Origin of the sequence: Stenotrophomonas maltophilia (assembly GCF_003970865.1) — a bacterium.
GTDB lineage: Bacteria > Pseudomonadota > Gammaproteobacteria > Xanthomonadales > Xanthomonadaceae > Stenotrophomonas > Stenotrophomonas maltophilia_AR.
In genome coordinates this window covers 44201-62432 of the sequence record NZ_RXLZ01000017.1, presented here as the reverse complement: position 1 = coordinate 62432, position 18232 = coordinate 44201, and the positions used below count along the sequence as shown (strand labels likewise).

At 66.8% G+C, this 18232-nt stretch carries 17 protein-coding genes and 1 pseudogene; 15 read left to right on the top strand and 3 right to left on the bottom strand.

Going from position 1 to position 18232, the window contains the following annotated elements:
• Positions 1 to 199: 199 nt before the first annotated feature.
• Complete coding sequence (locus EKL94_RS07845; RefSeq protein WP_126928655.1) at positions 200 to 1684, bottom strand: AAA family ATPase; 1485 nt, start codon at positions 1682 to 1684, stop codon at positions 200 to 202.
• Positions 1685 to 1807: 123 nt separating this feature from the next.
• Here EKL94_RS07845 and EKL94_RS07840 point away from each other — a divergent pair, with 123 nt between their 5' ends.
• From EKL94_RS07840 to EKL94_RS07800, 9 genes are all read left to right on the top strand, one after another.
• Entirely contained in the window at positions 1808 to 2437 is a 630-nt protein-coding gene (locus EKL94_RS07840; protein ID WP_010487235.1) for a nucleotide-binding protein, read from the top strand.
• A 49-nt stretch (positions 2438 to 2486) separates the two neighbouring features.
• Positions 2487 to 2963 carry a SixA phosphatase family protein gene (locus tag EKL94_RS07835; RefSeq protein ID WP_005407539.1) on the top strand — a complete coding sequence of 159 codons (477 nt, stop codon included), beginning with the start codon at positions 2487 to 2489 and terminating at the stop codon, positions 2961 to 2963.
• Between the two features lie 4 nt (positions 2964 to 2967).
• Positions 2968 to 3585, top strand: coding sequence for a YceI family protein (locus EKL94_RS07830; RefSeq protein WP_126928654.1), 618 nt, complete (start codon positions 2968 to 2970; stop codon positions 3583 to 3585).
• Complete coding sequence (locus EKL94_RS07825; RefSeq protein WP_126928653.1) at positions 3582 to 5633, top strand: phospholipase D family protein; 2052 nt, start codon at positions 3582 to 3584, stop codon at positions 5631 to 5633. Before EKL94_RS07830 ends, EKL94_RS07825 begins: the two co-directional genes overlap by 4 nt.
• A 10-nt stretch (positions 5634 to 5643) precedes the next feature.
• On the top strand, positions 5644 to 6078 hold the full coding sequence (locus tag EKL94_RS07820) for a hotdog fold thioesterase (RefSeq protein ID WP_126928652.1): 435 nt from the start codon (positions 5644 to 5646) through the stop codon (positions 6076 to 6078).
• A gap of 120 nt (positions 6079 to 6198) precedes the next feature.
• On the top strand, positions 6199 to 6990 hold the full coding sequence (locus tag EKL94_RS07815) for a lysophospholipid acyltransferase family protein (RefSeq protein ID WP_019337597.1): 792 nt from the start codon (positions 6199 to 6201) through the stop codon (positions 6988 to 6990).
• A gap of 52 nt (positions 6991 to 7042) precedes the next feature.
• Positions 7043 to 8032, top strand: coding sequence for a YheT family hydrolase (locus EKL94_RS07810; RefSeq protein WP_185830007.1), 990 nt, complete (start codon positions 7043 to 7045; stop codon positions 8030 to 8032).
• Between the two features lie 56 nt (positions 8033 to 8088).
• Entirely contained in the window at positions 8089 to 10158 is a 2070-nt protein-coding gene (locus tag EKL94_RS07805) for a tetratricopeptide repeat protein (protein ID WP_126928650.1), read from the top strand.
• 10 nt (positions 10159 to 10168) lie between these two features.
• Positions 10169 to 10777 carry a YbhB/YbcL family Raf kinase inhibitor-like protein gene (locus EKL94_RS07800; protein ID WP_126928649.1) on the top strand — a complete coding sequence of 203 codons (609 nt, stop codon included), beginning with the start codon at positions 10169 to 10171 and terminating at the stop codon, positions 10775 to 10777.
• 155 nt (positions 10778 to 10932) lie between these two features.
• On the opposite strand, the pseudogene EKL94_RS07790 reads toward EKL94_RS07800, so the two are convergent.
• Both EKL94_RS07790 and EKL94_RS07785 read right to left on the bottom strand, forming a co-directional pair.
• Positions 10933 to 11661 (bottom strand): annotated as a pseudogene (locus tag EKL94_RS07790) (META domain-containing protein); the annotation flags it as partial.
• Between the two features lie 28 nt (positions 11662 to 11689).
• The gene (locus EKL94_RS07785; RefSeq protein ID WP_126928647.1) at positions 11690 to 12484 is read right to left on the bottom strand and encodes an undecaprenyl-diphosphate phosphatase; all 795 of its coding nucleotides are present in this window, start codon (positions 12482 to 12484) and stop codon (positions 11690 to 11692) included.
• A gap of 224 nt (positions 12485 to 12708) precedes the next feature.
• Between EKL94_RS07785 and glnA the strand changes: the two genes are divergently transcribed.
• From glnA to EKL94_RS07755, 6 genes are all read left to right on the top strand, one after another.
• Complete coding sequence (glnA, locus tag EKL94_RS07780; RefSeq protein ID WP_004153533.1) at positions 12709 to 14118, top strand: type I glutamate--ammonia ligase; 1410 nt, start codon at positions 12709 to 12711, stop codon at positions 14116 to 14118.
• Between the two features lie 344 nt (positions 14119 to 14462).
• On the top strand, positions 14463 to 14801 hold the full coding sequence (locus EKL94_RS07775; protein ID WP_004134334.1) for a P-II family nitrogen regulator: 339 nt from the start codon (positions 14463 to 14465) through the stop codon (positions 14799 to 14801).
• A 21-nt stretch (positions 14802 to 14822) separates the two neighbouring features.
• Positions 14823 to 16253, top strand: coding sequence for an ammonium transporter (locus EKL94_RS07770; RefSeq protein WP_126928646.1), 1431 nt, complete (start codon positions 14823 to 14825; stop codon positions 16251 to 16253).
• Between the two features lie 206 nt (positions 16254 to 16459).
• On the top strand, positions 16460 to 16924 hold the full coding sequence (locus tag EKL94_RS07765; protein ID WP_148105801.1) for a hypothetical protein: 465 nt from the start codon (positions 16460 to 16462) through the stop codon (positions 16922 to 16924).
• Positions 16925 to 17061: 137 nt separating this feature from the next.
• Entirely contained in the window at positions 17062 to 17637 is a 576-nt protein-coding gene (locus EKL94_RS07760; protein ID WP_126928644.1) for an imm11 family protein, read from the top strand.
• A 51-nt stretch (positions 17638 to 17688) separates the two neighbouring features.
• Entirely contained in the window at positions 17689 to 18195 is a 507-nt protein-coding gene (locus EKL94_RS07755) for a hypothetical protein (protein WP_126928643.1), read from the top strand.
• Positions 18196 to 18232 lie beyond the last annotated feature (37 nt).

The window sequence follows — 18232 nt, the reverse complement described above, 5'->3', positions numbered from 1 at the left end:
GCGGCCAAGCCCCCATGGGTGAGGGCGCTTTGCTTGCGAAGCAGTGCTTCGCAAGCGCCCGAACGCCCAGCCGCCAGCGGCTGGGCCGGTCTGGGGGTTCACGACGTCCCCCGCGAATCCATCCCGCCCGGCCAAGCGCGGCTTTTGATGTTCACAGCCAACCAGCCGCCACGAGGGGCTGCGCCGTTCGCGGGAAACCTCAGTCGTCCGCGGAAACCGTCCGCCCCGACGCCCACGCCCGCAGTGCCTCCACCTGCTCGGCCATCAGCACCGACAGTGGCCGCGTGGCGCGGATCTCGGTCATCAGCAGGTCGGTGTCCAGCGGCCGGCCCTCGGCATGCGCCGCATACAGGCCGGCCACGATCGCCTGCTCGATCTCGGCGCCGGAGAAACCATTGGCGGCCGCCGCCAGCGCGGGCAGTGCGAAGTCGTCGGCGTTGAGCTGGCGCCGGCCCAGATGCAGCCGCAGCAGTTCCACGCGCACGTCTGGCGAAGGCAGGTCAACGAAGAAGATCTCGTCGAAGCGGCCCTTGCGCAGCAGCTCGGCGGGCAGTTCGTGCACCTGGTTGGCGGTGGCGACGATGAACACCGGCGCCTTGCGCTCGGCCATCCAGGTCAGCAGGTAACCGAGCACGCGGCGTGACACGCCGCCGTCCTCGCCTCCGCTGGCCAGGCCCTTCTCGATCTCGTCCATCCATAGTACGCAGGGCGCCAGCTGCTCGGCCGAGGCCAGCGCCTGGCGCAGGTTCGCCTCGGTCTCGCCGTGGTACTTGTTGTACAGCGCGCCCACGTCCAGGCGCAGCAGTGGTACACCGAAGCCGGCGGCGGTGGCCTTGGCCAGCATCGACTTGCCGCAGCCCTGTACGCCCAGCAGCAGCATGCCGCGCGGCGGGTCCAGCCCGGCCGGCGCCGAGCCGGCGATGAACGCCACCCGGCGCTGGTTGATCCAGCGTTTGAGGCGGTTGGCACCGGCCACATCGCCGAAGCGCGCGCTGTCGTGCTCGAAGAACAGGTGGCCGCTGCGGTTGAGCAGCTCGAACTTCAGCCGTGCCAGCTGCGGCAGGTCGTCGTCGCGCAGCGCGCCGTCGGCGTAGATCAGCTGGCGGGCGATGCGCCGGGCATCGACCAGGCTCAGGCCCTGCAGGTTCTTCAGGATCTTCTTCACCGCCTCGCTGTCGACTTCTACCCGGCGGCCGCCATGCTCGCGCGCATAGGCGTCGGCCTCCTCGCGCAGCATCTTCAGCAGGGCGTTGGCATCGGGCAGGCGCGGGTTGAAGCGTACCGCCAAGGCTTCCAGCTCGGCCGGCAGTTCTACTTTGGCGCCGATCAGCACCAGCACATGCGGTTCGCTGTGGCGGCGCTGGATCAGGTCGCGCAGGGCGCGCTGGTGGCTGGCGTAGCCCAGGTAGGGGTGGAAATCGAGCAGCAGGTAGACCCCGCGCTGGTCCGCCTGGCGGATCATCTGCAGGGCCGCGCTGGCGTCCGGCGGCCCGACCGGAGGGTCTTCGCTGTCCAGGTCGATGCGGCGCAGGCCCTCGGTGATCGACCAGCGGTGCAACGCCCGCCACACGTGCATCAGTGTCTGCCGGAACAGCTCGACGATGCGACCCTCGTCCTGGGTCTCGATGACGATCAGTGGCGTATTGGCGCGGATCAACGCGCTCAGATCCTGCAGTTCGCTCATGCCGGTTCGATCCTTCGGGGGCGCCACGATAGCAAAGGCGATGGCCGCTGGTTCAGCACGACGCTACCTCCCGTCACCATCGCCGGTGTACGCTCGGGGCACGTACCCGGAAGCGAGGCTGGCATGAAGACGATCCTGGTGGCCGGTTCCAAGGGCGGGGTGGGCAAGACCACCGTCGCCACCCACCTGGCCGCGTACGCGGCATTGCAGGGCAAGGCCACGGTGATTGCCGATGCCGACCCGCAGGGCTCCAGCACCCGCTGGGCACAACGCCGTGCCGGGCTGGAAAGCGCGGTGCTCCCCATCGACGTGTATCGGAAGAAGCAATGGGCGCAGAAGCTGCCCGATGGCACCGACACCGTCATCATCGATGCGCCGGCCGGTGCCCTGGCTGACGATATTCCCCATTTCCTCGACGCTGCCGACGCGGTGGTGGTACCGGTGCTGCCCTCGGCGCTGGACATCGAAGCGATCGTCGGCTTCCTCAACAGCCTGGCCCAGAACCCGCGCGTGCACAGCCGCAAGCTGCCGGTGGGGCTGGTGCTCAACCGTACCAAGCCCTGGACCCAGACCTCGCAGCAGGCGCTGCAGATGCTGGGTGAATGGCCGTACCCGGTGGTCGCGCAGCTGCGCGACAGCCAGAGCTATGTGGTCATGACCGGCCTTGGCCGCAGCCTGTTCGACTACCGCTCGGCCCAGGTGCGCGAGCACCAGGCCGACTGGGAGCCACTGCTGTCCTGGCTGAAGCTTTGATGCCTGCCTCACTCTTTCTGCTGCATCCTCTTCTTCATGGAAACCCGCGATGCGTGAATTGATCCTGCTGCGCCATGCCCATGCCGAACCGGCTACCCCCGGCCAGGCCGACCTCGACCGGCCGTTGTCGCCGGTGGGGCTCGCCGAAGCCGAAGCCGCCGGAAAGTGGCTGAAGGAGAACAACCTGCTGCCGGACTGCGTGCTGTGCTCACCGGCGCGGCGCACCCGGGAGACCCTGGAAGCCGTGCTCGGCACCATCGGCTACGTCGAGAAGCGCCTGGAAGACCGCATCTACGAGGCCACCCCCGGCACCCTCGCCGCGCTGGTGGACGACCGCCGTGACCTCGACCGGGTGCTGATCGTCGGCCACAACCCCGGCCTGGAGCGCCTGGTGGCGTTGATGACGGAAGGCACCAGCAGCGATTATCGCGGCATGCCGCCGGCCGGCATTGCCGTGCTCGGCTTCCCGCGCGAGGCCTCGATCGAGCCGGGCGTGGCCAGCCTGAACGCGTTCTGGTGGCCGTGATCCAATGAGCCTGGCGCGGCGCAGCCGCTTTCTGCTGCCCGCGCTGCTGGCTTCCGGCGCGGCCTGGGCTGTCGCGCCACCGCCAACGCCGCTGCCGCCGGTGGTTGCCGAAGCGCACCGGGTCCTGCACCTGGATACCCAACGGTCGCAGATCGGTTTCGAGGTGCGCACCCGCTTCGGGCAGCGCATCGAGGGCCTGTTCCCGCACTTCGAAGGTCGCATCGAGATCCTCTCCGATGGCCGCCACCAGGTGCACCTGAAGATGTTCACGCGCTCGGTCGAGATTCCCGGCAAGGCGCGCTACACCGGCTGGATGCGCGGCGAGGAGTTCTTCGACGCGGGCCGCCACCCGGTGGTCGAGTTCGACTCGCTGCCGTACTGGCCGGAGACCGTGGAAGACGGGGGCGACATCAACGGGCGGCTGACCCTGCGCGGGATCAGCCACCCCGAGACGCTGAAGGTCGAGAAGGCGGATTGCGCCCGACCCGGCTATGATTGCGACGTCGTCAGCCGCGGTACCGTGCAGCGAGGCCGGTATGGCATGGACAGCTGGCAGCTTGCCTTGAGTGACCGAGTGACCTTCGTATTGCGAGCGCGCCTGAGCGAGGCGCCGAAACCGTGAACCTCCTGCTGCGTGTACTGGCGCTGGCAACCGTGTTGCTGGGCAGCGGTTGTGCATCGCTGTCCAATGCCGAGCGCGACCGTGCCGAAGCGATTGCCGTGCAGGCGCGCTCGACCCAGGTCGACTGCCAGCGCGCCGACCGCTGCGCACAGGACTCGCCGCTGCGGGCGCTGGCGGGCCGGGCGTTCACCGAATCCACCCCGGAGCAGCCGCGGCACTACGCCACCCTGCTGGACGAGGGGGAGGGCGCCCTGGTGGCGCGCCTGAACCTGCTGCGCAGTGCCACCCGCAGCATCGACCTGCAGACCTACATCTTCGACAAGGACGACAGCGCGCGGCTGGTCATCGACGAACTGCTGGCCGCATCGCGGCGCGGGGTGAAGGTGCGGGTGCTGATCGACCAGCTCTCGGCGATTTCCGACCTGCAGATCCTCGGTGCGTTGTCCGGCGCCCACCAGAACTTCCAGCTGCGGGTCTACAACCCGACCTTCGGCAAGGCCCGGCTGAACTACTTCGACTACGCCGGCAGCGTGCTGTGCTGCTTCCGTCGCTTCAACCAGCGCATGCACAACAAGCTGCTGGTGATCGACGATGCGATCGGCGTGGTCGGCGGCCGCAACTACCAGGACGACTATTACGACTGGGATCGCGAGTACAACTTCCGCGATCGCGACGTCATGATCGCCGGTCCGGAAGCGCGGGCGATGGCCGCCAACTTCGATGCGTTCTGGCGCGCCAAGCGCAGCGTGCCGGCCGAGCGCCTGAATGACGTGGGCCGCACCCTGCTGCGCGAGGGCGTGCCGGTGCTGCCACCGGCCACTTTCCGCCGCCCGGAGCGGGTGCAGCGGGTCAGCGCTGAAGCCAATGACATGGACTTCGTCAGCCGGTCCTTCGTGGATACCGCGCTGCCGGTGGCCTCGGTGCGCTACGTCGCCGACCTGCCGCGCAAGCACCGCCGCGAGAAGGCCGATGCCCCGCTGGCCGGCCAGCACGTGACCGAGCCACAGCTGGATGCACTCATTGCCGGTGCGCAGAAGGAAGTGATCCTGCAGACGCCGTACCTGGTGCTGTCCAAGCCGGCGCAGAAGCTGTTCCGCGAGCTGCGCAAGCGCCCGCAGCCGCCGCGCGTGGTGGTGTCCAGCAACAGCCTGGCGGCTACCGACAACCCGATCGTGTATGCGCTGTCGTACAAGTACAAGCGGCGCAACATGCGCGAACTGGGCTTCAACATCTTCGAATACAAGCCGTTCCCGCTGGATGCACCGGTCGACTACCGCAACCTGCTGCCTGATCCGATCGCCGCGCCCGGAGGCGACGACGACGGTGGGCGCAATCCGCTGATCGGCGGCAGCGCCGCTGGCAGCAATGCCGGCGGTGGCAGTGGCGGGGATCTGGCCGCGACCCGCAAGCAGGCGACGGTGCATCATCCGCGTACCGGCAGTGCCTACCAGAACGCGCGCGAACGTCGCCGCGCCGCCGGCAGCGAGGTGGAAACGCGGCTGCTGCGCACCGAGACGCGTCCGTCGTTCCTGGGCAGCAAAGCGGTCAACAAGCCGTTGCCGGTCACCCGCAAGGGCGCCCGCATGGGCCTGCACGCCAAGTCGCTGGTGGTCGATCGCCGCATCGGCGTGGTCGGCACCCACAACTTCGATCCGCGCAGCGAGAACTACAACACCGAAGGCGCGGTGATCATCGACGATCCGGTGTTTGCCGAGCAGCTGGCCGAGAGCATCCTGCGCGATACCCATCCGCAGAACTCGTGGACGGTGGCGCCGCGGGCCAAGCCGCCGGTGCTGTCGGGCCTGAACTACAGCGTCGGCAAAGCCTCCGAAGCGCTGCCGATCCTCGACTTCTGGCCGTGGCGCTATGCCACCGACTACGAGTTCAAGCCCGGCCCGGACTGCCCGCAGCCGCTGCCACGGCAGGACCCGGATTTCCATCGCTGCTACGTCGCCGTCGGCGACTTCCCCGAAGTCAACGTCGGCCCGAAGTGGCTGCTGGTGCGCATGCTGACCGCATTCGGTGCCGGCCTCGTTCCCATTCTCTGAAGGTGCCCGCATGACTCAGGTGTTCCGCGAAGCCGTTTCCATCGAGCAGCTCAATGCGCTCAGCCGCAACACGGCGATCGAGTCGCTGGGCATCGTCTTCAGCGCCGCGGGCGAAGACTGGCTGCAGGCCACCATGCCGGTGGACGAGCGCACCCGGCAGCCCTACGGCATCCTGCACGGCGGCGCCTCGGTGGTGCTGGCCGAGACCCTGGGCAGCAGCGCCGGCAACCTGTGCGTGGATACCGCAAAGCAGATCTGCGTGGGCCTGGAAATCAACGCCAACCATGTGCGTGCGGTGCGCTCGGGGACGGTCACCGGCACCGCGCGCGCGCTGCACGTGGGCCGCAGCACCCAGCTGTGGGAAATCCGCGTCGAGGACGAGCAGGGCCGGCTGGTGTGCATCTCGCGGCTGACCCTGGCGGTGGTGGCCGCCGGCCACGGTTGAGCCCCCGGCGGGCGTGTTGACGGCGGCAGAACCCAGCGTTCCCCGCCGATTGCCCCGGTCAATGGCGGTTATGGCCTAAATCGGCTGGCAGCTGCTGCGGCGCTCCGGTATCGTGCGCGGATGACTTCCCCCACTCCGGCCCCCCGTGGCGGCGTGGCGCGTGTGTGCCGTTACCTGTACCGCGTACCGCTGCTGTTGGTCCACATCACCGTGTTCCTGCCGCTGATCCTGATCGGCATGCTTCCGCCGTGGGGCGAGCTGCGCGTGGGCGAGGATACCTTCGGGGCGAAAGTGGTGAACTGGTGGCAGGGTGGCCTGATGTGGATCTTCGGCTTCCGCCTGTCACGGGTGGGCCAGCCGCTGCCGGGCGCCGTGCTGTTCGTCGCCAACCACGTCAGCTGGGTCGATATCAGCATCCTGCACAGCCAGCGCATGATGGGCTTCGTTGCCAAGCGCGAGATCGCCAGCTGGCCGTTGGTGGGTTGGCTCGCCGCGCGCGGCCAGACCATTTTCCATCAGCGTGGCAACACCGAATCGCTCGGTGGGGTGATGCAGGTGATGGCCGATCGCCTGCGTGCCGGCAAGGCAGTGGGCGTGTTCCCTGAAGGCCGCACCCGCGGTGGCCATGAAGTGGGGCCGTTCCATGCCCGCATCTTCCAGGCCGCGGTTGAAACCGGCGTGCCGGTGCAGCCGGTGGCGCTGGTGTACGGGATGAAGGGCGACGCACAGACCATCGTCGCGTTCGGCCCGGGCGAGAGTTTCGCCGCCAATTTCCTGCGCCTGCTGGGTGAGCCGGCGCGGCATACCGAAGTGCATTTCCTGGAGCCGATCGGTACCCAGGACCTGGAAGGCCGTCGACGCATCGCGGAAACCTCGCGCGCGCGCATCGTGGCGGCCATGAGCACGCAGTGAGGGTGCGGTGGCCCTGATACCGCCACCTGTCCTGGACGCCGGTACGGCGACGCTGCATGCGGCTGACTATCAGCCGCCGCGCTGGCTGCGCAATCCGCACCTGCAGTCGATGCTCAGTTCCAGCCGCATGCGCCTGCAGCGCGGCCTGCTGCTGCTGGCGGCCACCGGTGCAGTCAGCGAAGAGCTGATCCTCGATGGTGGCGATGGCGTGCGCCTGCAGGGCTGGCACAGCCATGTCGAAGGCCGCGAGCCAAAGGGCGTCGCGCTGCTGTTGCATGGCTGGGAAGGCAGTGCCGAATCCAGCTACATGCGCATGGCCGCCGCGCGCATGATCGAGCAGGGCTTCGACGTGGTGCGGCTGAACTTCCGCGACCATGGCAACACCCATCATCTCAATCCCGGCATCTTCCACTCCAATCTCATCGATGAAGTGGTGCATGCCGCGGGTGATATCGCCCAGCGCTGGCCGCAGCTGCCGCTGGTGGCCGCTGGCTATTCGCTGGGTGGCAACTTCGTGCTGCGCCTGGCCCTGCGTGCGCCGGCTGCCGGCGTGCCGTTGCTGCGCGTGGCCTCGGTGTGCCCGGTGCTGGACCCGGGGCTGACGATGGAGAGCATCGAGAACGGCCCGGCGATGTACGACTGGTACTTCCGCCGCAAATGGGCCGGCTCGCTGCGCCGCAAGCGCGATCTGTTCCCCGAGCTGAGCGACTGCGACGACCGTGTGCTGAAGCTGGACATCCGTGCACTGACCGCCTGGCTGGTCGAACGGCACACCACCTTCGGCTCGCTGCAGGCCTATTTCGATGGCTACTCGATTGCCGGTGACCGCCTGTCCACCCTGCAGGTGCCGGCCGACATCCTGATGGCGCAGGACGACCCGGTGATCCCGTACGCGACCTTCAGCGATTGGCAGCTGCCGCGCCAGGCGCACCTGGAAACCGCCTGCTGGGGAGGCCACTGCGGCTTCCTGGAAAACTGGCGGGGTGACGGCTTCTCCGAGCGCTGGGTGGCGCAGCGCCTGCAGCGGGTACTGGCGGGCTGAACCGGCACCGGTGCGTGGACCGCTACAATGCGGGTTTGCACTTGAACCGGACCGCCATGCAAGACCAGATCATCCAAGCGTTGCGCCAGAACCAGGCCGACCAGGCCGTGCAGCTGGCCCAGGCGTGGACCCGTGATGAACCCGGCCAGGCCGAAGCCCACCGCTGGCTGGCGCTTGCGCTGCAGCAGCAGGGCAAGGCCGAAGACGCCATGGAAGCCCTGCAGCAGGCGTTGCAGCTGGCACCGGACGACGCCCAGCTGCACCTGCAGCATGCCGGCCTGCTGCTGGCCCTGCGCCAGTACGAAGGCGCCGACCAAGCGCTGGCGCGCACCACCGGGCTCGACCCGAACTCCTTCTCCGCCTACCTGATGCAGGCGCACCTGGCCATCGGCCGCAACGACTTCGATGAAGCCCAGCGCCTGTCCACGCTGGCTTCGCGCGTTGAGCCGGATCACCCGGAACTGCTGACCATCGACGGCATGATCGCGCTGCGCCGTGACGACCCGGATCGTGCGCTGACGCTGCTGTCGGCGGCCAACCAGGCGCAGCCCAACGACACCCGCGTGCTGTACGCACTGGGCTTCGCCTACCTGGGCAAGGACATGCTGGCCTTCGCCGAGCAGGCGTTCCGCCGCGTGCTGGAATTGAACCCGGCCATCAGCTCGCTGCATGGCCTGGTGGTGCAGCTGGCGTTGCGCCAGGGCAACGTGGAGGCCGCTGCCGAAGCGATGCAGATCGCTTTGCAGCAGGAAGGCATGGATACGCCGTCGATGCGCCGCCTGGCCGGTGAGCTGTCGCTGCGCGGTGGCCAGCCGCTGCAGGCGCTGGACCATCTGCTGCCGTTGCTGGAATCGATCCCCGACGACCGCCAGGTGCTGCAGCTGCTGCTGATGTCCTGGCAGCGCCTGGGCCGCGAAGACGAGGCCCGCGCGCGCCTGGACGCCGCCCTGGAGCAGCATCCGCAGCTGCACGACCTGTGGCTGGCGCGCCTGGCCGTGGAAGAAGTCGGCAGTCCGACTGCCGCGGCGACCGTGGAGCGCTGGATGGACGCGATGCCGGGTCATCTGCCGGCACTGGAAGCACGCCTGCGCCTGCATGACATGGTGGGTGAACACGAACAGGCCGAAGCCATCGCCGAGCGTATCGTCAGCCTTGAACCGGGCCGCGTCAGCGGCGAAACCCGTCTGGTCGAAGGCCTGCTGCAGCGTGATCCGGTTGCCGCGATCGCGCGCGTGCAGGCGCTGATCGACAGGGCGCCGGACGGCCATCGCGCCGACCTGCGTACCTGGCTGGGTGAAATCCAGGATCGCGCTGGCCAGCCGGAACAGGCGCTGCAGACGTGGATGGCGCTGCAGGCCGACCAGGCGCCGCAGCGCCTGCCGCTGCCGCCGCAGGCCAAGGCGCCGCCGAGCTGGCCGGAGAAGGGCGAGATCGACAGCGATGCCAGCTCCGCGCCGATCTTCCTGTGGGGTGCGCCGGGTTCGGGTGTGGAGCGGGTTGCGACCGGCCTGGCGGCCGCCAGCCCGGTGCTGCGCAGCGACCGCTACACCAGCAATCCGCCGGATGATGCATTCCAGAACTACCACACGCTGCAGGATCTCGCCTCCGGCGTGCTGACTCCGGAGCGGCTGGTGCAGCGCTGGCGCGAGCAGCTGCCGGCGCGCGGCCTGCAGGGCGATGCCGTCATCGACTGGCTGCTGTGGTGGGACAACGCCCTGCTGTGGGCGCTGCGCCCGCAGCTGCCGCAGGGACGACTGGTGCTCGTGCTGCGTGATCCGCGCGACATGCTGCTGGACTGGGTGGCCTACGGCGCTGCCGCTCCGCTGGCGATGACCTCGCTGGCTGAAGCCAGCGAATGGCTGGCGCGCGCGCTGGCCCAGGTTGCCACCCTGCATGAGGAAGAGCTGTACCCGCACGTGCTGCTGCGCATCGACCAGATCGGCAACGATCCGCACGCGATGGCCGAGCTGCTGGGACGCCTGTTCGAGCGGCAGATGCCGCCGGCCGCACAGCTGGGCGCACCGCGCTTCCCGCCGGGCCACTGGCGCAACTACCGCGACGTGATGAGCGCCGCCTTTGCCAAGCTCACCCCGATTGCGGTGCGCTTGGGTTACCCGGAAGAGTAAGGAGAAGCCGATGCAACTGAGCAGCCACAGCCTGACCAACGGCGCGCCGATCGACCGCGAGTTCGCCGCCGGCGACGCCGCCGGTTTCGCGCCGGACCGCAATCCGCACCTGGCCTGGAACGGCGCACCGGAAGGCACGCGTTCGTTCCTGCTGGTGTGCGTGGACCCGGATGTGCCGACCGTTGCGGAAACGGTCGGCCGCAGCGACATGACCGTGCCGCGCGACCAGCCGCGCTGCGACTTCGTGCACTGGGTGATGGCCGATATTCCGGCCTCGGTGCAGGAGATCGCCGCCGGCAGCTGCAGCGATGGCTTCGTGGTGAAGGGCAAGCCCGCGCCTGCGGGTCCGGCCGGCAGCCGCCAGGGCCTGAACGACTTCACCGGCTGGTTTGCGGGCAACCCGGACATGGCCGGCGATTACCTGGGCTATGACGGCCCGTATCCGCCGTTCAACGACGAGCGCGTGCACCGCTATTTCTTCCGCGTGTTTGCACTGGACGTGGCCTCGTTGGAGCTTCCGGCACGCTTCACCGCCGCAGACGCGTATCGCGCCATGCACGGCCACGTGCTGGCCGAAGCGGCGCTGCACGGCACCTACACGCTGAACCCGGCGCTGTAACCGCAACTCCGGTAGTGCCGGCCGCTGGCCGGCAACATCCGTGTGTTGGCGGTGCTCCGCAGGGCAGCCGGCCAGCGGCCGGCTCTACCCACAACGAAGAAGGGCGGCCTTTCGGCCGCCCTTCAAGTGCCAGCCGACCAGCAGTCGGCTCTACATCACTTCTCGATGGCCGACTCGACCACCATGTCCAGCACGTACGCCTGCGACGACCCATCGGCCGGCGGGTTCTTCACTTCGTAGCGCTTCACGCGCACCACGTTGCGCACGCCGTCTTCGTGGGTGTAGCCCTCGATGTTGCCGTAGAAGTTCTCGAACTTGCCCGGCTCACCCTGCTTCAGGCCCTTGTCGTCGAACTTGACCTCACGCACCTGCAGGCACTGGTAGTCCGGGATCAGCGGGTGCGAGCACTTCTCGGTCTTGGCGGCCACTTCCAGGAACACGGTTTCACCGGCGCCGCCGTAGCGGGTTTCAGCGGTCGGTTCCGGGTTGAAGACCAGCTTGTCGCCCTTGGCGGTGGTCAGGGTCAGCTTGCCGTCGGCATCCTGTTCGGCCTTCAGCTCGCCCTGCAGGCGGCTCGACACGGCTTCGTCCAGCGCCATCAGCGCCTTGTCGGTGCAGGCCATCATGGTCGAGGCCATCGCACTGACCGTCAGCTTGCCGTCGGCCAGGGTGTAGCCGCCACCCATGTGGTTGCAGGCGTTGCTGACCGACAGGCGGCCATCAGCGAAGTCCAGGGTGACCGGCTTGTCTTCGCGGGCGAACAGCGCGTCGATGCGCTTGCCGTCGGCGCCGGTGGCCTGCTGCAGCAGCCAGTGCTGGCTCTGCAGGCGCTGCGCGTCCAGGTGCGCCAGCGTCTGCTGGTCTGCTGCCTTGGCCGCGGCCGGCAACGGGGTTACCGTGCCCCGGCGCTGTTCAGCTGCCGGACGGCAACCACAGCAGCAGTGCTGCGCCCAGCGCGATGCGGTAGATGGCGAAGGCGGTGAACTTGTGCGACTTGATGTAGCCCATCAGCCACTTCACTACGACGAAGCCGGTGACGGCCGCGGCAAGGAAGGCCACGCCCACGTCCGCCCAGTCTTCGCTGCCCAGCTGCCCGGCCTTGGCCATCTCCAGGAAGGTGTAGGCGCTGGCGGCGAACATGGTGGGAATGCCGACCAGGAACACGAACTCGGCGGCGGCGGCGCGGCGGCTCAGGCCCAGCAGCATGGCCAGGAAGATGGCCGAGGCCGAGCGCGAGGTGCCGGGGAACACGCCGGCCACCACTTGCGCCAGGCCGACGCCGATCGCCACTGTCCAGGTCACCTGGTCGCGGTCGGGCAGGCGCGCGGTATAGGCCTCCACCAGCAGCATCCAGACGCCACCGATGATCAGCGCCCAGGCCACCGGGCTGACCGTCTCCGGCAGCGACCAGCCGGCCTTGCGCACCACCAGGCCGACCACGGCAGTGACCAGGAAGGCGGCGCCCAGCTTGAACACGTACTCGCGGTTCTCGCGCTGGTTGAAGCCGGTGGCCAGCTGCAGCAGGCGCTGGCGGAACACCAGTACCACCGCCACGATCGCACCGGCCTGGATGACGATGTTGAAGAAGTCCGAACGGGCACCCAGCCAGTGCTGGGCGATGAGCAGGTGGCCGGTGCTGGAGATCGGCAGGAACTCGGTCAAGCCTTCGAGGATGCCCAGCAGCAGGGCGGAGAGCAGGTCGGACATGGACGGTGCGGGCACGCGCGGCAGGAAGGAAGAAGGTCGAGAGGATAGACGATCACCGCCGCACCAAACGGGTGCGTCTGGTGATCGATGCACCTGTTTGGTGCGCTCCGTTCTGCACCGACGCGGGGCGGTCTTTTTCAAATCAATGACTTGCAGCCTGATAAAAGTTGGCACGGTCGTTGCTGTACCTCAGCAGGCATTCATCCCCATCCGAGGTCGTACCGATGTCCGTGGAAAACGTTGAGAAGCTGATCAAGGACAACCAGATCGAGTTCGTCGACCTGCGCTTTGTCGACATGCGTGGTGTCGAGCAGCACGTGACCTTCCCGGTCAGCATCGTCGAGCCGTCGCTGTTCGAAGAAGGCAAGATGTTCGATGGCAGCTCGATCGCCGGCTGGAAGGGCATCGCCGAATCGGACATGGTGCTGCTGCCGGATACCGCCAGCGCCTACGTCGACCCGTTCTACGCCGATCCGACCATCGTGATCAGCTGCGACATCCTTGATCCGGCTACCATGCAGCCGTACGGCCGCTGCCCGCGCGGCATCGCCAAGCGCGCCGAGGCCTACCTGAAGTCCTCCGGCATCGCCGAAACCGCGTTCTTCGGCCCGGAGCCGGAATTCTTCATCTTCGACTCGGTCCGCTTCGCCAATGAAATGGGCCACACCTTCTTCCAGGTCGACTCGGAAGAAGCGGCGTGGAACAGCGGCGCCAAGTACGACGGCGCCAACAGCGGCTACCGTCCGGGCGTGAAGGGCGGTTACTTCCCCGTGCCGCCGACCGACACCCTGCACGACCTGCGCGCCGAGATGTGCAAGACCCTGGAACAGGTCGGCATCGAAGTGGAAGTGCAGCACCACGAAGTGGCCACCGCCGGCCAGTGCGAGATCGGCACCAAGTTCAGCACCCTGGTGCAGAAGGCCGACGAACTGCTGCGCATGAAGTACGTGATCAAGAACGTCGCGCACCGCAACGGCAAGACCGTCACCTTCATGCCCAAGCCGATCGTTGGCGACAACGGCAGCGGCATGCACGTGCACCAGTCGCTGTCCAAGGGCGGCACCAACCTGTTCTCCGGTGACGGATACGGCGGCCTGAGCCAGCTGGCGCTGTGGTACATCGGCGGCATCTTCAAGCATGCCAAGGCCATCAATGCCTTCGCCAACTCGGGCACCAACAGCTACAAGCGCCTGGTGCCGGGCTACGAAGCACCGGTGATGCTGGCCTACTCGGCCCGCAACCGTTCGGCGTCGTGCCGCATTCCGTGGGTCTCGAACCCGAAGGCACGCCGCATCGAAATGCGCTTCCCGGACCCGATCCAGTCCGGCTACCTCACCTTCACCGCGCTGATGATGGCCGGCCTGGACGGCATCAAGAACCAGATCGACCCGGGCGCACCGAGCGACAAGGACCTGTACGACCTGCCGCCGGAAGAAGAAAAGCTGATCCCGCAGGTCTGCTCCTCGCTGGACCAGGCGCTGGAAGCGCTGGACAAGGACCGCGAGTTCCTGAAGGCCGGTGGCGTGATGAGCGATGACTTCATCGACGGCTACATCGCGCTGAAGATGCAGGAAGTGACCAAGTTCCGCGCGGCCACCCACCCGCTGGAATACCAGCTGTACTACGCCAGCTGACCGGTGGCGATGGCGGTGGGCATCCCCCTCCCACCCGCCGCCATCGCTTCCGTTCTCGTGGCTGGGGAGCCGCACGGCGGGCCCCGGCCGGCCGTGGTAGAGCGGGTCGCTGGCCCGCTGTGGCAGAGCGGACTGCTAGTCCGCTGAAACAGGGCAAGAGAAAGACCGGATACGCGACCAGGGCCGCCCTCCCTCCCGCGTCGGTCGTGCAAGGAGAGAGGCACGGCCGTCCCGGCCCTGTACGTGTCCGGTGCAACAGCCGCGGCCATCACCCTGATGGCCGCTGGTTGCCTGATGCCAACGCGCGCTGGCGCGATGGCCCCATCCACCCTCGGGACATGCGCATGAAACTGATCTCCGCCATCATCCGGCCGTTCAAGCTCGACGAGGTCCGCGAGGCCCTGTCCGACGCAGGCGTGTCGGGCATCACCGTGACCGAAGTGAAAGGCTTCGGTCGCCAGAAGGGCCACACCGAGCTGTATCGCGGCGCCGAGTACGTCGTCGATTTCCTGCCCAAGATCAAGATCGAAACCGTGGTCACCGACGAGCGTGCCGACGCGGTGATCGAAGCGATCCAGTCGTCTGCAGGTACCGGCAAGATCGGTGACGGCAAGATCTTCGTCACCGCCGTCGAACAGGTCATCCGCATCCGCACCGGCGAAATCGGTGCCGACGCGCTGTAACCCCCTTCCGGAGACTCCCCCATGAAGATGCGCCTTCTCACCGGGTGGCAAGCCCGGTTCCATCTGGTGTGCCTGTTGATGCTGCTCAGCGCGCTGGCTGCCGGTGCCTGGCCGGGCAGTGCCCATGCCCAGGTGCAGGTGTCGCCGCTGCCGAGCGAGAGCGTGGCGGTTGAACCACTGCAGGATCCGGTTGCCGCAGCGGCTGCGCCGGCCGTGGCCGAAGCGGCGGCCGCCTATGATCATGGTGATGTGGCCTGGATGCTCACTTCCACGCTGCTGGTGCTGCTGATGGTGGTGCCAGGTCTGGCCCTGTTCTACGGCGGCCTGGTGCGTTCGAAGAACGTGCTGTCGGTGCTCAGCCAGATCCTGGTGGTGTTCTCGCTGGTGCTGCTGCTGTGGGTGGCCTATGGTTACAGCGCGGTGTTCAGCGCGGGCAATCCGTTCTTCGGCTCGTTCACCGAATTCGCCTTCCTCAAGGGTTTCACCCCCGAGTCGGTCGGCAACACCCCGATCAAGGGCCTGCCGGACTACCTGTTCGTCGCCTTCCAGTCGACCTTCGCCGGCATCACCACTGCGCTGATCGTCGGTGCCTTCGCCGAGCGCATCAAGTTCCGTGCGGTGCTGCTGTTCTCGGCGCTGTGGTTCACCCTCAGCTACATTCCGATGGCCCACATCGTCTGGGGCGGCGGCTACCTGGGTGAGATGGGCGCGATCGATTTCGCCGGTGGCACCGTAGTGCACATCAACGCGGGCGTGGCCGGCCTGGTCGCCGCGTGGTTCGTCGGCAAGCGCCTGGGCTATGGCCAGACTGCGCTGAAGCCGCACAACGTGCCGTTTACCTATATCGGCGCGATGCTGCTGTGGGTGGGCTGGTTCGGCTTCAACGCCGGTTCGGCCGCCGCCGCCGATACCGTGGCCTCGCTGGCCTTCCTCAACACCGTGCTGGCCACTGCTGCCGCCGTACTCGGCTGGACCCTGGTGGAAGCAATCGGCAAGGGCAAGCCGTCGGCACTGGGCGCGGCCTCGGGTGCAGTGGCGGGCCTGGTCGGCATCACTCCGGCCTGCGGCACCGTCGGCCCGCTGGGTGCGATCGTCATTGGCTTCGTCGCCGGTATGGTCTGCGTGTGGGGCGTGACCGGCCTGAAGCGCCTGTTGAAGGTGGATGACACCGCCGACGTGTTCGGTGTGCATGGTGTCGGCGGCATCGTCGGCGCGATTCTCACCGGTGTGTTCAGTGCACAGTCGCTGGGTGGCACCAAGGCCGATCTGGATATCGCCCATCAGGTCTGGGTGCAGGTGGTCAGCGTCGGCCTCACTGTGGTGTGGTCGGCGGTGGTGACCACGCTGATCCTGCTGGTGGTGCGCAGCGTGGTCGGCCTGCGCGTGACCGAGGAAGCAGAGCGCACCGGCCTGGATGTGACCTCGCACGGCGAGTCCGCCTACGAGGCCTGAAGTAGCGGTGGAGCTACTGCATTGATGTTGTGGGTGCCGACCGTTGGTCGGCACTTCTACTGTTCTGCTGGGTGCCAAGCTTGCTTGGCACTGTCGGCGACTCAGCCACGCATGGCGTGGCTCTACCGTTCCTGCTTCAATGGTTGTCCGCAGGTGTGCGTGTACGCGCCACCAACGACTTCGATGGACTACAGAACGGAGTAGGCGTGATTCAGGCGACTTCCGCAGCAGTGATGGAAGACATCGAATGGTATGTCTACCTGCTGACCCTGGACGACTACAGTCCGCATGCGCTGGTGGGTAGTGTGGCCGGCGCAGCAGATCGAGAACACTGGAGCTTCGCGGTGGAGCTCACCTATCGCTGCCTTTCCTCCGGTCTGTGGCGGCTCTCCTACGGCCTGCCTGCGGAGCTGGGGCTTTCCAGCATCGATGCCTTCTGCCACAAGCTCTCGGTTGTCCGTCCGGATCAGCTTTCCGACGAGGGGCAGGTGCTGTGGCTGGATACCTACATGGAAGCGACGGAGCTGTGCCTGGATCTGGTCTCGCGTTACCTGCGTTCGCAGTCGAGCGTTGAGGTGACATTTCATCCAGGATTCCAGGATGAGATCGAACGGATGTTTTCCGATGCCGGCGTGGCCTGGAGCCGTGGGCCGGTATTCCCCATCGGCTGAAGCGCCTTTGGGGAACGGCTGCTCGTAGGAGATGCCTTTTTCCTTCAAGCTATGATCCGGATCAGGATGTCCTGTCCCGTTACCGGGACGGGTGTCGCTCCAGGTTCTCAACGACGACCAGCGCGCAAGGAGCAGGCGTGAACTATTTCAGACTCAGACCATGCATCGGCGTTGGTAACAAATGGGTGCTGGGCGATGTGGATCACGTGGACAACTGGCTGTTCATCCAACCACCAGTGAATTTCATGGAGCCGGGGCGCTACAGCCTGCAGGTGAAGCATGACGGCGCACAGAGGGATTTTTCGCTTGCTGGCTATGCCAGCGTTCCCATCGTGAGTGCCCGGTTCCGTAACGCATTGGAAGGTCTGCCAGAAGTCGACGAACCCCATGCGAACACCGTGATGGAACCTGTCGTGATTGAAGGCCAGCGCGCGCGGGGAAGCTACTTTGTACTGATTGTCGAAACCTGCGTCGATTGCGTCGACGAATCGCGCTCCGCATTCGAGAAGTTCGAGCGGGATGACCCAGTGAGACCTGATCTTGCAGGGCAGTATCGCGCGTTTGCGAAGTTGGTTCTGGATGGCGGGAAAGTGGGTTCGTGGCATATCTTCCGGCTTGGCGGATTCGGTGCTGCGCTGATCGTCAGTGAGGAAGTGAAGTCACGCCTTGAGCGGGCTGGCGTGACTGACGTGATCTTTGAGCAGGTCGGGTAGACCGGAAGTGGGACAAGGGTTTCCGTTGTGGAGACAGTGAATGGGTTTCGAATGACCATCCAGGCAGTTCTTTTTCCCTACTGGACTGGCGATTGCCACGTTCCTTCCAGTGAAGAGAAGATCGGTGACGCGCCGGTCGTCCGCCATGGGCAGGGACGGGGTGTCGGTGAAATCGCAGCGTGGCTGGATGGAGACTTCGGCCATCTCGGCCGCGACAGCGAACTGCGGACCCGGAGCGCCTTCGCCGCGCCTACAAATGGTGGCGAGGGCAGCACGTGCGTCCATTGTGGAGAGGGACATGCTGTCCTTCGGGTAGCCGATTTCTTCTTGGTGTACTCGCGATGGAACCCCCAGGACGTTGTCTTGTTGACGCGGCCTCAGATACTGGCTGTGCTTGAGGGCTATGCCGCGTTTCGAAGCATGAATCCGCGAAAGATGCATCGTCCGCCGATGCCGTTCGCCATCGAGTACGAGGCCGAGGGTGAAGAGGCGATCCGATGGGTCACACAGGCCGGGGGCTGCTTCGACCCGGAGATGGATGCTGGACCGGAGTACTGAGCGAAAGCCATGTGGCTCTGGCCCCCGGTACACCCGC

Coding starts and splice junctions, on each gene's coding strand:
- EKL94_RS07845 (WP_126928655.1), bottom strand. CDS start 1,684: ATGAGCGAACTGCAGGATCTGAGCGCGTTGATCCGCGCCAATACGCCA.
- EKL94_RS07805 (WP_126928650.1), top strand. CDS start 8,089: ATGCAAGACCAGATCATCCAAGCGTTGCGCCAGAACCAGGCCGACCAG.
- glnA (WP_004153533.1), top strand. CDS start 12,709: ATGTCCGTGGAAAACGTTGAGAAGCTGATCAAGGACAACCAGATCGAG.
- EKL94_RS07835 (WP_005407539.1), top strand. CDS start 2,487: ATGCGTGAATTGATCCTGCTGCGCCATGCCCATGCCGAACCGGCTACC.
- EKL94_RS07770 (WP_126928646.1), top strand. CDS start 14,823: ATGAAGATGCGCCTTCTCACCGGGTGGCAAGCCCGGTTCCATCTGGTG.
- EKL94_RS07800 (WP_126928649.1), top strand. CDS start 10,169: ATGCAACTGAGCAGCCACAGCCTGACCAACGGCGCGCCGATCGACCGC.
- EKL94_RS07840 (WP_010487235.1), top strand. CDS start 1,808: ATGAAGACGATCCTGGTGGCCGGTTCCAAGGGCGGGGTGGGCAAGACC.
- EKL94_RS07830 (WP_126928654.1), top strand. CDS start 2,968: ATGAGCCTGGCGCGGCGCAGCCGCTTTCTGCTGCCCGCGCTGCTGGCT.
- EKL94_RS07820 (WP_126928652.1), top strand. CDS start 5,644: ATGACTCAGGTGTTCCGCGAAGCCGTTTCCATCGAGCAGCTCAATGCG.
- EKL94_RS07775 (WP_004134334.1), top strand. CDS start 14,463: ATGAAACTGATCTCCGCCATCATCCGGCCGTTCAAGCTCGACGAGGTC.
- EKL94_RS07755 (WP_126928643.1), top strand. CDS start 17,689: ATGACCATCCAGGCAGTTCTTTTTCCCTACTGGACTGGCGATTGCCAC.
- EKL94_RS07815 (WP_019337597.1), top strand. CDS start 6,199: ATGACTTCCCCCACTCCGGCCCCCCGTGGCGGCGTGGCGCGTGTGTGC.
- EKL94_RS07785 (WP_126928647.1), bottom strand. CDS start 12,484: ATGTCCGACCTGCTCTCCGCCCTGCTGCTGGGCATCCTCGAAGGCTTG.